Genomic DNA, 13,124 nt, shown 5'->3' with positions numbered 1-13,124 from the left:
ACAAGGCTCTCTGAACGGATGTGGTTCCTGTTCTTCGAACCGCATCCCGGCCCGTGGCTAATCAGGCCACATCAAGAGGCCTGCCACACGACCGATAGAATTCCTCGTTCGCGGACTGCCGTCAAAAAAATCTTCTTGCCAAACCGGGGGGCATCCACACACGCACCGCCGCGATCCGTCGCACAGACTTGGAAACTCCGCTTTGCGAGGTCGATCGCAAGGACATACACCTGTGTCATCTGCCTTTCCTCCGTAAGCGCCACCATGGCGCTGGGCAGGCATCATACTCGATGCCGACCGGAGGGGGCATCCTCCCCATCAGTTTAAGACGAAAAGGTCTGACTTTATCTATCGAAGGCGAATCCAGACCGAATTGCGATTACCTAGATTTTAAACAGCGAGGCTTCAAGAGTCGCCATGCCCGCGGTATTGCCTCTACGCCTACCCTTCGCTCTGTCAGAAAAGTGGTCGCGTGCTATTGACCAGCTTCGCCACGTTCTAGACCGAAGAACGTCGACTGCACTGACCACTGTGCGCGGTAGGCTGATCACCTCACTTATCCACAGGCCAGTGCACCATCCCGGGGCACTTTCTCATATTGATGCAGAATGAGCTCAAGAGATTTAGCAAAGCGTAAGGTATGCTTTTTATTGGCTGTTTAACCAGTGGCAATGCTGAGGCATAATAACCTTTATGACGAAGCGATTTAAAAATTATGTGGTTGTTTTATGCGTGTCGCTCATAATGTGGGTGATTATCGTCGGAGCGATTGTTTGGCTGGTTTAGTCACACAAAGTTGGCTTGGGAAACCCGCACGGCTAAGATAAGTGCAATTTTCACCTGACATCAGCTTTAATTCCGGGAACACGTCAATTGCCGAGTGAAAAATCCTTGCCATCTTCGCGCTTTAGCGAGACTCGGTATTCGTAGCGGTCAGCCCGGTAGAATATTTCGGCGGCATAGAACGGCTTCAGCTCCGCGTTAAAAAACAGCCTGTTCACCAGCATCAGCGGTGCGCCGATAGGTATTTCGAGGTGTTTTGCGGCATAATCGTCTGCCAATGTAGCGGTCAGCGTCTGTTCAACTTGTTCCACAACAGCGCCAGCTTTTTGAACCAGATCAATCATATTGGTCGTCGCAAGATCCTGCCGTTCCAACGTCTTGCCAATTTCCGGTAACAGATAGGCTGTCGATAGTGAGTAGGGACGGCGGTCGAGCGAGCGTACACGAACGGCGCGAACCAATTCCGTGGTCGGTGATACTCCCATCTGCTCGCAAATGCGCGGAGGTGCTTCGCCGAGATCGAGGCTGATAACTTTCAGGCGCGTGCTTTTCCCCACCGTATTCAAGTAGCTGAACAGGCTGTTTATGTTTGAAACGACGACACGGTTAAGCTTATTGTCCTTTGTACGATCGGTAACATAAGTACCGCGCCCCCGCGTGCGCGTTACCAAACCCTCCGCTGTCAACATCTCCATGGCTTTGCGAATGGTGATGCGGCTTACCGAAAAGCTCTCGGAAAGCTCGGCCTCGCTCGGAACCGCTATGTCAGCTGGGTAATAGCCCTTGACAATACGCTCGCGCATGACCGCGTAAACTCGATGGTAGAGCGGGGTCGGGGAGTGTCGATCAGCCATCTATTATGAAATCCAGAAAACAAGAGCGTTTAAGACAATAACTTGAGAAGTTCGGCCTCTATCGATGCTGCCGACTTTCCATCTTCCTTCATGTCGTTCATTCGCGCAGTGGGATTAAGTTGTGTTTTTCCTCGAAATAATCTCACAGGAGAGAGGGCAGTGCAATTTAAAAGATTATAAGGTTATGTCATTTATATCATTTGATGTTCGACGCTGCAGTTACCAAATCTGGATACTGTGACCGCCCGCAATTCATCTAAACCTAATTCGCAAATTTCTGAACTGAGATTCAAGCTTGTCAGTGACTAACCGATTCAGGAGACTCGTTTTCTTTATTTCTGCTGAGGTCCAATGATCGATCTCGTATGAACTCGTAGAATTACTTTTTCGAGCGCATTTTAAGCGGCAGGTAATCCGCAAATTCTTGAATTCAGCTACCCGGCCCAATCAGGTATGGGCGTTGGAGCTGACCTATATCCCGATGGCGCGTGGTTTTGTCTACCTCTGCGCCGTCGTGGACTGGTCCAGCGGTAGGGTTTTGTCGTGGCGATTATCGATCACGATGGAGGCGGACTTCTTCTCGACGCGGTCGAGGAAGCGCGGGCTCTTTGGAAAGCCGGACGTATTCAATACCGTTCAGGGATCGCAGTTTACATCCACCGACTTCACGGTAGTGCTGAAGAAAGCTGAGATTTTCGTCTCGATGCACAGCAAGGGCGCGTGGCGGGACAATGTCTTCGTCGAACGGCTTTGACGGTCGATCAAATACGAAGAGGTCTACCTCCACGCCTACAATAACCGTGTCCGAGGCCCGCGCGTGGATTGGTCGTTGTCTGAACCTTTAGAATACTCGACGTCCACACATTCATCACTTGACCGGCAGACGCAGGATCAGGATTACTTTAACGCGCTGGCACCGATGATGGTGGCGGCATAATCGAGGCGGAATCCACTTAACCAAACACCCGCAACTGTTCAAACAAACCGAGCCTCCTTTCAGTTTCCTTGCGCAAAGCGCCCAGAGGTTCGGGAGCGAAAAGTTGGAAAAATGCTGCGGTCGATAGCGCCGTGTCGAAAAGTTGCATTTGGGACGAAGCGTTAAAGACAATTGGCGACCCCGTCCAAGAATCTCAAAATCTGCCCTGAGCCGGAAGCGCACGAGCAAAAAGGTGGCGTCAGAGAAGAGCCTGATAGCCATCGTAACTACGACAGGCGCAAAATGCGACAACATGGAACGTCATCGGCTAGAGTTTGAAGTTCTTTCGGTCGTAAGCTCGCTCGAACCGCATTTTTCGCAGGTTGTCATAGGAAATATTGGGCTTGTCCATGGAGGGAGCCTCTGTCTCTACGACAAATGTAGATACGCCGCATGCAAGCCCGTGGTTGATGCGGCTGTTAATGAGCGACTTCTGGACACCGCGATTCCGGAACTCAGGAAGTGTGGTACCACCACCCAACCAGGCATATTTGCCCGCCACGTAAACGGCGCCCGAACCGACAGGTGTTTCACCGTCCAAAGCGAAGAAACATGACCATCCATCTTTGCTGACTATCGCGGCCCATAGAGACATCAAGACCGGCGGCAAATTGAAGCCCTGACACATCAATGATCCGAAGAGCTGGGCTTCCTCTGTTCGCACTTTGCGTGTGAGGAAACCGCCGCGCCGCTCAAGGCTTGTGACGGGCGCTTTAAGTTTAAGCTTAGACCAGCCATTACCGTGTTCGGACAGCCCTCTGGTTTGAACCCAGCGTCTCACCTCGTCAGAGGCCGCGTCGATATTCAATTGCAGAAATCGATTGCCTGCCTTTTGACGCATCCAGTTATATGCGGTGTCCAAATCTTGGATAGAACCGAGCCCCAGAACACGATTTAGGCCGATCACAGGCGCACTAGGCAGGGAGATCGCGCATCCACCGCTGATGGGCAGGCATTCAAACTGCTCCCTATCCCGCAAGTCCGCAGGTGCGAGCCTATGAAGGTCCATGAAGGCCTTTGCCTCAATGGCGTCTTCCCTCGTCGGGGATATGCGTTCTGAAATCTGAAAATCCAAGACATGCTCCTGAACTGCCGTTTTTGCGGGCCAATGATAGACGACATGATAGCCGATTAAAAACCGAAGTCGCTCAGTCCGGGATGATCATCCGGCCTGCGTCCAAGCGGCCATCGGAAGCAGCGCTCGTCTGGGTGGATGGGCAGGTCGTTGATGCAGGCATAGCGCTTCCGCATCAGGCCACTCTCATCGAATTTCCAGTTTTCGTTCCCGAACGATCTGAACCAGTTTCCACTGTCGTCATGCCACTCATAGGCAAACCGCACGGCAATCCGATCATCCCCGAATGCCCATATCTCCTTGATCAAACGGTAATCCAGTTCGCGGCGCCATTTCATCGAGAGAAACGCTACAATGGCGTCACGTCCCGTGACGAACTCAGCTCGGTTGCGCCACTCACTGTCTACAGTGTACGCCAAGGCCACCTTGGCTGGGTCGCGGCTGTTCCATCCGTCTTCAGCAAGGCGAACTTTTTCGATCGCGCTTTCGAGTGTGAAGTGAGGAAGTGGTGGTCGTTGAGGCTCGTCCATCTTCAAACTCCTTCCAACTGGGATCGCAAGCTTGCGTTTTCGGCTTCCAGTTGCTGCAGTCGCTCGCGAAGCGGCGCGACGGCGCGTTCAATCTGCTGCTCGGTGTATCTTGGGGTGATGTGCTGAGGACAGTTCCAGTCGTACGCTTCGAGCCGAAGCCTGAAAACGGCCTCTGCCCGGCCCTTAAAGGTAGGATCGGATACCAGCCCGGTCAGTTTTGGATCGGCATCAAGTGTCACCCGCTCAACATGAACGTAGATTTTAAGCCGGGCCCGTTGCACATAGTCCATCAGAAAAAGACAGGCCCGATCGTTGGCTGCCAAATTGCCCGCGCTGATGTATTGCCGGTTTCCCCGATAATCGGCGAATGCCAAAGTTCGTTGATCAACGACCTTCAGAAAACCGGCTTTGCCTCCACGATGCTGGACATAAGGCCAGCTCGTTTCAGAGACAGACGCCATATAGAAGCTGTCGCGTGCGGCAATGAAGGCGATCTCGTTTTCTGTGAGCGTGTCGGACGGGCGGTTGTGAGAACCAAACCAAATCTGGTCCGCACCCATGGCCGCCTGAGCGGCCCTGACGCTTGGCGTTACCGCAACCTCAAGGAAATGATACGGCAATCTCTGATCCCCATGTTTACGCAGGCTCGCACCGTTGTCTCACGGTGCGAGCATTATTCATATTTGGCAAGCCTGATTTATAGTGGGGCCGTAGCCTTCAGGCCTGGGCGCACATCAGTCCTGCAGAGCCCAGTCTGCGACCTGCCAACGCATATCGCCTCGGTCGGCGACAATTCGTCCAAGACCTGGGAAAGGCATGTGCGTAGCAGCAATAAGCGCTCCCTCTGCTGCAGCTTGCGGAAAGAAGCGATCGCGCATTGCTTTCGCAGCGGTGCGGTCCTGCTCAAAGAGGAAGTACACATCGGTTGCGGCGGGATGCACCACCGGAAAAACCATGTCCGACACCATGATCAGACTATCTCCGCCATCTTCGATCCGCACGCCGATGTGGCCCGGTGTGTGGCCGGTCAGGTCAACGATCGAAACGCCCCGCATGATCTCACGCTCTCCATCCATCGCCTGCAGCCTCGGATACAAGCGCACGACCTCCTCCGCCATCTTGAAGCTGGTCTGGAGGTAATCCGGTGCGCCGCTGCGCTTGGCTGGATCAGTCCAGTGCTTGACGTCGCGACGATCGATGTAGAGCTCGGCCTCGGGATAGTTGTTCTTGCCCCCCAGAACCAGTCCACCCATGTGGTCCTGATGCATATGGGTTACGATGACCGCATCGATCTGGTTGGGCCGCAGACCAAGGGCTGCGAGCGCTTGAGGCAAGTGTCCAGTTTGCCCGATCGAACCGGCGGCGCCTGCGTCTATCAGAATGCGGCGCTCGCCATCCTCGATGAGGTACTGATTAAAGAGAAAACGGACGCCACTCGACCGGGCGGTAAACTGCTCTGTTGCAGCCTTCTCGACCTCGGGGATCGAGCGTCCCGGAAAATAGTCATAGGGCATATCGGCATAGCCATCGGTCAATGCCGTCACGGTGAACCGGCCAATGTGGATCTGGGCGAACGGCGGCGGCGCCTTTGCCGGCTCTGGTGTCGCGGCATAGGTGCGGGAAAAGTCCAGCAGACCGCCTCCGAGGAGGCTTCCCCCGACAAGGCCGAGCGGCAAGGCGCTTGCAAAGGCGCGGCGTGAAAGTTGAGGCATGCCTTCGTCCTCACGATCCGGCGAAGATGACAGAGGCGTTGGTGAACGTTTCGACATGAACAGATTACGCATTTGACTTCCCCATTTGATAATTTGCGTGATGAATGCAGCGGTTTCCAGGCTTCAGTTTTCTCTCGCTTCAGCTTCCGCCGCGGTCTTGATGAACGCCGCGACTGCGGCAGGCTGCGACAGCATCACCGCATGGCTGCTTCGCACTTCCACGACCTTTGCGCCTGCTCGTGCCGCCATCATCGACTGTGCTGCAGGCGGTATCATTCGATCCTCGGTGGCAAGAAGATAAAAGGAGTGCTTGATTCTCCACGCGGGAGACGTGATCTTGCCCTGAACCGCCTCCAACCCCCAAGGTCGCTGGGCGACAGCCATGAAACGTGCTTGTGCTGGATCGATATCGGCAGCAAAGGCCATCGGAAACTTGACGGGATCAACCGTCACAAACCCATTGGCTGGCGGTAGGAGGGGAGCTGCTTCAACGCCTGGAATATCCGTAGAGGCAAGATCAAACACGGACTCTCCAACGTCTGGTGCGAATGCCGCCAAATAAACTAGGCAACGAACCCTTTCGTCGGTTCCAACCTCGGTGATCACCGCGCCACCGTAGGAATGTCCAACGAGGATCACCGGATAAGTCGCGGCGGCAAGCGCATGTCGCGTGCGCTCGACATCGGCGCTGAAACTGATGGCCGAGTTCTGCACGACGAGAACTTCATAATCCTGTGACAGAAGCTCGAAAACCGCCTGCCATCCGGATGCATCTACAAATGCTCCGTGCACGAGCACGATCGTGACGGGTTCGTTTGGGCTGGCTGCAACGGTGTGCTCCTGAAGTGTCATGCGTCAAACTCCACGGTTGCTTTTTATTCGGTCGGTACCGATTGGGGGGGATGCTGAGTAACTTACCTGCTATCAATAAGTGCGTTTTAGCAGCGTCTCAATTGCGATCTAGGTCACCTGAAGCTAGCCAAAGGAACTGCGGAAATAGACCATCGTCTATCAATCTTGCCTAACGCAACGCCGGTAAAAGGGGTAGCTTCTGACCAAATATTATGGCTTGAGGGAACCGACTTGGATACGCAGAGAGACTCAGCCGGTATTATCGATCTGATCCCGGCGATGGCATGGTCTACGACATCCGATGGAATGCTCGATTTCGCCAATCAGCATTTTCTTGAATATATCGGCCTGCCACTTTCAGACATTGCCGGAGAAAATTTCTATCGGCTATTCCACCAGGATGAAGTGGATCACCTGGGATCGGAGTGGCAGGTCATCATGGCCTCCAAAAAGGGAAAGGAAGTCGAAGGGAGGATCAGACGCGCAGATGGCCACTTTCGCTGGTGCAGTCTTCGGCAGAAGCCTCATCTTGATTCCGACGGCAACGTCATCAAGTGGTACGGTGTCGTTCTTGATATCGAAGATCGAAAGCAGGCAGAAAATGCTCTCAAAGAAACGAAATCGGCACTTGCGGCCAGCGAGGACAATCTCAGGCTCATCATCAATTCGCTGCCAGTGCTCGTATGGTCAGCACGACCGGATGGAAGTGCGGATTTCGTCAACAAGAGTTGGCTTGACTATGCAGGGCTGCCCGCCGAGCAGATCCTCGAATGGGGTTTTCTGAAACTTTATCATCCCGATGACATCGCCGAGATGGTCGAGATCTGGAAGCGGGACCTCGAATTTTCCGACCACACACAATTAAAGGGTCGCATTCGTGGTGCGGATGGACAGTACCGCTGGTTCTACTTCTCCGGTCGGAGGCTGATGGATGCGCACGGCAACATGCGCTGGTTCGGTGTCAATATCGATATCGAGAATCTGCAATATGCAGAGAACGCTTTGCGAGCAAGCGAGGCTGCGCTCAGGGAAAGCGAACGTAAGCTCAACCTCATCATCAATACGATTCCTGCCATGGCGTGGTCGTGCACGCCGGACGGGCAACTTGAGTACTGGAACAAGAATTTTATCGATTTCGTAGGGCTTTCGATTGAAGACCTTCAAGGCTTTGGCTTCTACCGTGTGTTTCATCCTGAGGACGTAGAACGCATGCGGATAACCTGGGAGGAAATCGTCGTCACAAGGCAGCCCAATCCCGTAGACGCCCGCATCAGGCGGTTCGATGGCGAGTACCGGTGGTTTAACCTGCAACAAAGTCCGCTTCTCGATGCCGATGGAAATGTCATCCGGTGGTACGGAGTCGTGGTTGATATTGAAGACCGCAAGCGCGCAGAGGAATCTTTGCGTCAAAGTCAAAGCCACCTTGCGCAGGTCACTCGCGTCACGACGATCGGCGAACTTGCGATCTCCATCGCCCATGAGATCAACCAGCCACTCATGGCAATCGTAACCAATGCAGGAACATGCCTGCGATGGCTGCAAGATGGGCATACAGATCTCGATCAGGCTCGTTTAGCCGCAGAGAGGGTCGTTTATGATGGGCATCGCGCTGGCGAAATTGTCGCGAGCATCCGCGCGATGGCGCAGAGATCCCCCGCACGGATGGAAAAAACTGACTTCAAGAGGGCACTCAGTGACGTGCTTTTGCTGCTGCAGGAAGAGCTGCAATCCAAAGGCCTGCAGGTGGTGACGGATCTGACGATTGAACCCCTCACGATCCTGGGCGATCGAACCCAGCTCCAGCAGGTTCTTCTAAATCTGATTATGAATAGCGCTGAGGCGACGCACCATAGTGAGGAAGCAGTAATCAAGGTCACGTGCAAGCAGGCCGAGGAGGGCGAGATTGAGGTCAGTGTCTCCGACACGGGCCAAGGGATATCGCAAGAACAGCTCGATCGGGTATTTGAACCATTCTATACCACGAAATCCGAAGGAATAGGCATGGGCCTGTCTATCTGTCGCTCCATCGTTGAAGCGCACGGCGGGCGAATCTGGGCTACGCCGAACCATCCTGTCGGAAGCGTTTTCAAATTCACGCTTTCCAAGTTTGAGGATAAGACTGTTGATCGATGACAGGAAAAACAGGCGGCCCACTGTTATCGTCATTGATGACGATCAAAGCGTTCGTGAAGCCCTCAAGGGGTTGTTCGAGTCTGTTGGCCTGAGCGCTGAAACCCATGGCTCGGTCAAAGAGTTTATAGCTGCTGACGATCCAGAAAAAGCCGGGTGTATCGTGCTCGACATCCGCCTACCAGGGCAAAGCGGGCTTGAGTTTCAAGAGGCGTTGGCCACAAGCGGTCTTCCCAGGTCCGTCGTTCTGATTAGTGCGCATGTCGATGTGCCCATGGCAGTGCGGGCGATGAAGGCGGGGGCTATCGACGTTCTGAGCAAACCCGTACGGGAGCAGGATCTGTTAGAAGCCGTTAACCGCGCAATTGCCGATGACGCAGCGCGCCGCGAGGACAGAACAGTCAAAGCTGCGATCCAATCGAGATACCTGACGCTCACGGAACGTGAACGACAGATCATGGCACTAGTGATCGCTGGTAAACTGAACAAGCAAATTGCGGCAGAGCTCCTCATCGCTGAACCAACCGTTAAGTTGCACAGGGGCCACATGATGCAAAAAATGAAGGCAACATCAGTCGCCCATCTCGTCAAGATTGCCGGGGATCTCTTGTAATAACGTCTTGCGCTGAAAGTTTTCAGGTCAGTGGATCTAGAGATCCGTCTGCACTAATAAAATTTACAATCTGTCATGTGCAAATCGGGCCTAATTCCGCTGTGGGCAGAAACGTTACAGCTATTGGTGGGTTTTCAGCTCCGAAAACCAAGGAGCGTCTGGAGTGTTCTTGACCAGATATCGGTTGAAGTCCGGCGCGCCGTCATCCCACCAGACCGGACCGCGTTCTCCAAGCGCAACTTTCGCTGCATCCACTTTCTTTCGAGCTTCGATCATCGCTGGTGAGCCTGCCGATGCATCGCGAACTGCCCGGCGTGCAGCCATCAAATCCTTGACCAGTGCCGCACAAGTGAGCTCATCGATCGCAGGATTGCTGCGACGCCACAGCCGTCCTTTTACGACGAAGTATCGACCAACGGGCGTGTCCGGATACGTCTTGCTCATTCGAATCCAAGCATCCCTTGTGCCGGTCGCATTCTGAGATGGCTTGTTCTCATGACGCCGGGCCAGTTCTGTCTGTGCGCTGAAGCGCACGTCCACATCCCGATCTGCTATATCGCTGGCCGACAATCGATCTATCGTTGATATTGCAACTTTTTTAGTTTTGATGGCTCAAATCTGTTCGGGATTGTGTGGGGATGCGGATAAAAACTTGGACTGATTTATACGTTAAGCGTGATCCCAGCGATATCTTGATACGATTGCACGTGTTCGTCGAGCCTTTCAATTGTCACACCTGCGCTGCGCCACCGTCGGCGAAGACTTCGCTGCCGGTCATGAAGCTACTGTCCTCCGAAGCAAGGAACAGTGCTACAGCCGCGATCTCGTCGGGATTTGCGACCCGGTCGAGCGGAATCTGCGCTGCTAGACCTTCAAGCAAAGCAGCCTCCTCTGCAGGTGTTACAAGACCCTTCAGGCCGGGCGTTTCCGTGGCCCCAGGAGACAGCACGTTGACCCGAATGCCTGACCCCTTTAAATCCAAGGCCCAGCTACGGGCAAAGTTGCGGATCGCTGCCTTCGTCGCGCTATAGACGCTGAACGCTGCTGTTCCCATGGAGCCCGTTGTCGATCCGGTGAGGATGATCGATCCACCCGCCTGCATCAGCGGCAGTGCTTTCTGCACCGTGAACACAGTACCTTTGACGTTGACGCTGAACGTCTGATCGAATGACGTCTCGTCAATCGCACCAAGTGGGGCAAACGTACCCAAGCCCGCATTGGCGAAGAGGATGTCTATCCGACCGCTCCTGTCTCGCACCGTTTCGAACAGTTGGTCGAGATCGTCCATCCGCGACACGTCGCCCTGTACTGCTGTCACTCCAGCGCCAATTGTTTCGACCGCCCTATCAAGTTCCTCATGACGGCGTCCGGTGATAAAAATCTCAGCCCCCTCCGCAACGAACCGCTTTGCAGTCGCTAGACCTATCCCACTGCTTCCGCCGGTGATGACAGCGATTTTCCCTTGAAGTTTGCCCATCGAAATCTCCTTTAACGTATGTGCGAGATCAATATAGACACTTGGTTTCTAAGCGACTAGTATGCACCTTTTGGTAAGTACGTGGAGCATACTGAATGGCTTCATCCAGTTTTGTCTGCGGGCTCGACGCCTCACTCGCTGTCATTGGCGGTAAATGGAAGCCTTTGATCCTGTTTCACCTAGCTCACGAAGCTCGACGTTATGGCGATCTCAGACGTGCTATCGGCCATGTCAGCGATAAGATGCTCATCCAGCAGCTCAAAGAACTAGAGGCCGACGGGATTGTTGATCGGCAGGACTTCAAGGAAATTCCTCCAAAAGTCGAATATTCGCTTACTCCATTTGGCAAAACGCTTGCTGAGGCGCTGAAGCCTCTTTGTGCTTGGGGAACGCGGCACATGTCGGAGGTTGAGAGACTCATGTCACGACGAGAGCCTGTCTAGTTGAGTAAGATTGCCTGATATCTTTCTCTGGACGACCGCTTCTCTAATCGGGCATTGGGGTCAAGCTCTTTCTTTTTATCCTAGATGGCCTGATCGTCCACGCGGGTCACGCTTGTCTTCGCAGTCTGGTGGCTCAGTTTCGTTTGGAGCCGCTGCACGCATGCATGGGATCAGGGTCTGGAGAGCCTCGCTTAGAGACGAGCTCGAAGCGCAGCACTCATATTCGGCTTAATCCATCCCGTCGTCCGCATGGGGCGATCCGGCCAGGATCGGAATTTTTGACTTTCTTAGTACATGCCGCAGCCTCCGATCCGAACTGGAATTCTGTGCCGTCAATCCACATGCGGTGGAGCAAGACAGCAATTTTGCGGGCAACAGCCACGATAGCTCGCCGCCTCCCTTTGGTTTTCATGAGACGCACACCCCATGCTTTCAGGCTACTCCACGCAATCGATCGCATGAGCATCGCGTTGGCCGCAGCGTAAAGCGTCGCGCGGACATCGGCATCACCGGCGTGTGAGATGCGGCCGGGATTATCTTTTTCACCAGATTGGAACGTCGAGGTGTTAATCCGAAGTGAGCTCCGACCGTTCGTGAGCTCTTGAAACGGGCTGGGTCGTCGACTGCGGCCTTGAAGCTCGGGGCTGTGACATATCCGACGCCCGGAACACTCATGGAACGAGTGGTTACGGCATCTTGACTGGCGGCCTTTCGGACACGTCGATCCAGCTCGAGGAACGTCTCCAAGAGCATCTGCCTGGCGTCCAGCATTGGCAAAAGCGCATGACTGAGCGCTGGATCGTTTTCGATTGTGCCGCGGACGGCCTCCTCGAATGCACCGCCCCTGAGACGTACCGGCAGCTTCACGCCGAAGACCTTGAGCAGTCCCCGAATCTCGTTTTCGAGGTCAAGGCATTTTCGCTGTATTACCTTTCGGCTGCTAAGAAGCGCCCTGGTGTAGTGGCTTTCGACGCTCTTCACATGGACCCGGCTGTACCAACCTGACCGAAGCAGTTGAGCTATACCGCGGGCATCGTTTTTGTCCGTTTTATTCCGCATGGCCGAAAGAGCAGCACTGACTTGGCGAGCCTCCATACACACGACATCGAAGCCAGCTTCCGTGAGGCCGTAAGTCAGGTGTTGCGTCAACGTGCCAGCTTCCAGTCCGACTTGATGGATAGGTTCGCCGAACTCGTGGAAGCAGCGGACAATATCAGGTACGTCTGATGGCCCAGAGCGTTCGAGCCTGACTTTCCCGAACTCGTCGATGATGTAAATTGCCACTGAGCGCAGTGACACGTCTAAAGCAGCGTAGAACATCGTCATCTCCCTTCATCTCGGTTGCACCGGGATTATACTAGGAGCTTGCCTCTTGTGGGACCGCCCGATTACGCATGCTTAGGGCCAAAAGCGAGCAACAGCAACAAATGCTTAGATTTCAGCATTAGCTTTCACTCGCACATTATCCGACAGCCAGATTCCGGCCCCGGTGCGGTCGTTGCTTGCGGGTCCCCAGCCAATTTTCCTGACGATCTTCGAACGCGACGGATGGCTCAAGGAACCTGCGGTCTAGATCGCTCAAGTTATTGAGATGATGCCACTTTTCCGAGAGGGAGATGATCGCCATTTTAGATCGAAAAAATCGGTCAAAAATGACTTCCGTTGGGACCGAAGATTCT

At 54.1% G+C, this 13,124-nt stretch carries 12 protein-coding genes and 1 pseudogene; 4 read left to right on the top strand and 9 right to left on the bottom strand.

Features of this window, described 5'->3' with window-relative positions; translation table 11 throughout:
• Positions 1 to 869 precede the first annotated feature (869 nt).
• Positions 870 to 1,637, bottom strand: coding sequence for a GntR family transcriptional regulator (locus ACQZ51_RS18055; RefSeq protein ID WP_448779325.1), 768 nt, complete (start codon positions 1,635 to 1,637; stop codon positions 870 to 872).
• A 436-nt stretch (positions 1,638 to 2,073) separates the two neighbouring features.
• Here ACQZ51_RS18055 and ACQZ51_RS18050 point away from each other — a divergent pair.
• A pseudogene (locus ACQZ51_RS18050) lies at positions 2,074 to 2,574 on the top strand (transposase); the annotation flags it as partial.
• A 307-nt stretch (positions 2,575 to 2,881) separates the two neighbouring features.
• Here ACQZ51_RS18050 and ACQZ51_RS18045 read toward each other — a convergent pair.
• From ACQZ51_RS18045 to ACQZ51_RS18025, 5 genes are all read right to left on the bottom strand, one after another.
• On the bottom strand, positions 2,882 to 3,688 hold the full coding sequence (locus tag ACQZ51_RS18045; RefSeq protein ID WP_448779323.1) for a GNAT family N-acetyltransferase: 807 nt from the start codon (positions 3,686 to 3,688) through the stop codon (positions 2,882 to 2,884).
• A 56-nt stretch (positions 3,689 to 3,744) separates the two neighbouring features.
• On the bottom strand, positions 3,745 to 4,218 hold the full coding sequence (locus ACQZ51_RS18040; protein WP_448779321.1) for a nuclear transport factor 2 family protein: 474 nt from the start codon (positions 4,216 to 4,218) through the stop codon (positions 3,745 to 3,747).
• Positions 4,219 to 4,220: 2 nt separating this feature from the next.
• A complete protein-coding gene (locus ACQZ51_RS18035) occupies positions 4,221 to 4,838 on the bottom strand; it encodes a pyridoxamine 5'-phosphate oxidase family protein (RefSeq protein WP_448779319.1) in 618 nt (205 codons plus the stop codon).
• Positions 4,839 to 4,952: 114 nt separating this feature from the next.
• Positions 4,953 to 5,930, bottom strand: coding sequence for an MBL fold metallo-hydrolase (locus ACQZ51_RS18030; RefSeq protein WP_448779317.1), 978 nt, complete (start codon positions 5,928 to 5,930; stop codon positions 4,953 to 4,955).
• A gap of 123 nt (positions 5,931 to 6,053) precedes the next feature.
• Complete coding sequence (locus ACQZ51_RS18025) at positions 6,054 to 6,782, bottom strand: alpha/beta fold hydrolase (RefSeq protein WP_448779315.1); 729 nt, start codon at positions 6,780 to 6,782, stop codon at positions 6,054 to 6,056.
• Positions 6,783 to 7,088: 306 nt separating this feature from the next.
• Between ACQZ51_RS18025 and ACQZ51_RS18020 the strand changes: the two genes are divergently transcribed.
• Both ACQZ51_RS18020 and ACQZ51_RS18015 read left to right on the top strand, forming a co-directional pair.
• Complete coding sequence (locus ACQZ51_RS18020) at positions 7,089 to 8,915, top strand: PAS domain S-box protein (protein ID WP_448779313.1); 1,827 nt, start codon at positions 7,089 to 7,091, stop codon at positions 8,913 to 8,915.
• Complete coding sequence (locus ACQZ51_RS18015; RefSeq protein ID WP_448779312.1) at positions 8,905 to 9,525, top strand: response regulator transcription factor; 621 nt, start codon at positions 8,905 to 8,907, stop codon at positions 9,523 to 9,525. Before ACQZ51_RS18020 ends, ACQZ51_RS18015 begins: the two co-directional genes overlap by 11 nt.
• A 120-nt stretch (positions 9,526 to 9,645) precedes the next feature.
• On the opposite strand, the gene ACQZ51_RS18010 is transcribed toward ACQZ51_RS18015, so the two are convergent.
• Entirely contained in the window at positions 9,646 to 9,969 is a 324-nt protein-coding gene (locus ACQZ51_RS18010; RefSeq protein ID WP_448779310.1) for a hypothetical protein, read from the bottom strand.
• 286 nt (positions 9,970 to 10,255) lie between these two features.
• Positions 10,256 to 11,002 carry an SDR family NAD(P)-dependent oxidoreductase gene (locus tag ACQZ51_RS18005; RefSeq protein ID WP_448779309.1) on the bottom strand — a complete coding sequence of 249 codons (747 nt, stop codon included), beginning with the start codon at positions 11,000 to 11,002 and terminating at the stop codon, positions 10,256 to 10,258.
• 95 nt (positions 11,003 to 11,097) lie between these two features.
• Here ACQZ51_RS18005 and ACQZ51_RS18000 point away from each other — a divergent pair, with 95 nt between their 5' ends.
• Positions 11,098 to 11,445 carry a winged helix-turn-helix transcriptional regulator gene (locus tag ACQZ51_RS18000; RefSeq protein ID WP_448779307.1) on the top strand — a complete coding sequence of 116 codons (348 nt, stop codon included), beginning with the start codon at positions 11,098 to 11,100 and terminating at the stop codon, positions 11,443 to 11,445.
• 432 nt (positions 11,446 to 11,877) lie between these two features.
• On the opposite strand, the gene ACQZ51_RS17995 is transcribed toward ACQZ51_RS18000, so the two are convergent.
• Positions 11,878 to 12,765 carry an IS110 family RNA-guided transposase gene (locus ACQZ51_RS17995; RefSeq protein ID WP_448779305.1) on the bottom strand — a complete coding sequence of 296 codons (888 nt, stop codon included), beginning with the start codon at positions 12,763 to 12,765 and terminating at the stop codon, positions 11,878 to 11,880.
• Positions 12,766 to 13,124: the final 359 nt, after the last annotated feature.

The organism is Agrobacterium sp. CG674 (assembly GCF_053521645.1).
The sequence above is the reverse complement of the archived record's forward strand: the minus strand, read 5'-3'. Positions and strand labels throughout refer to the sequence as shown.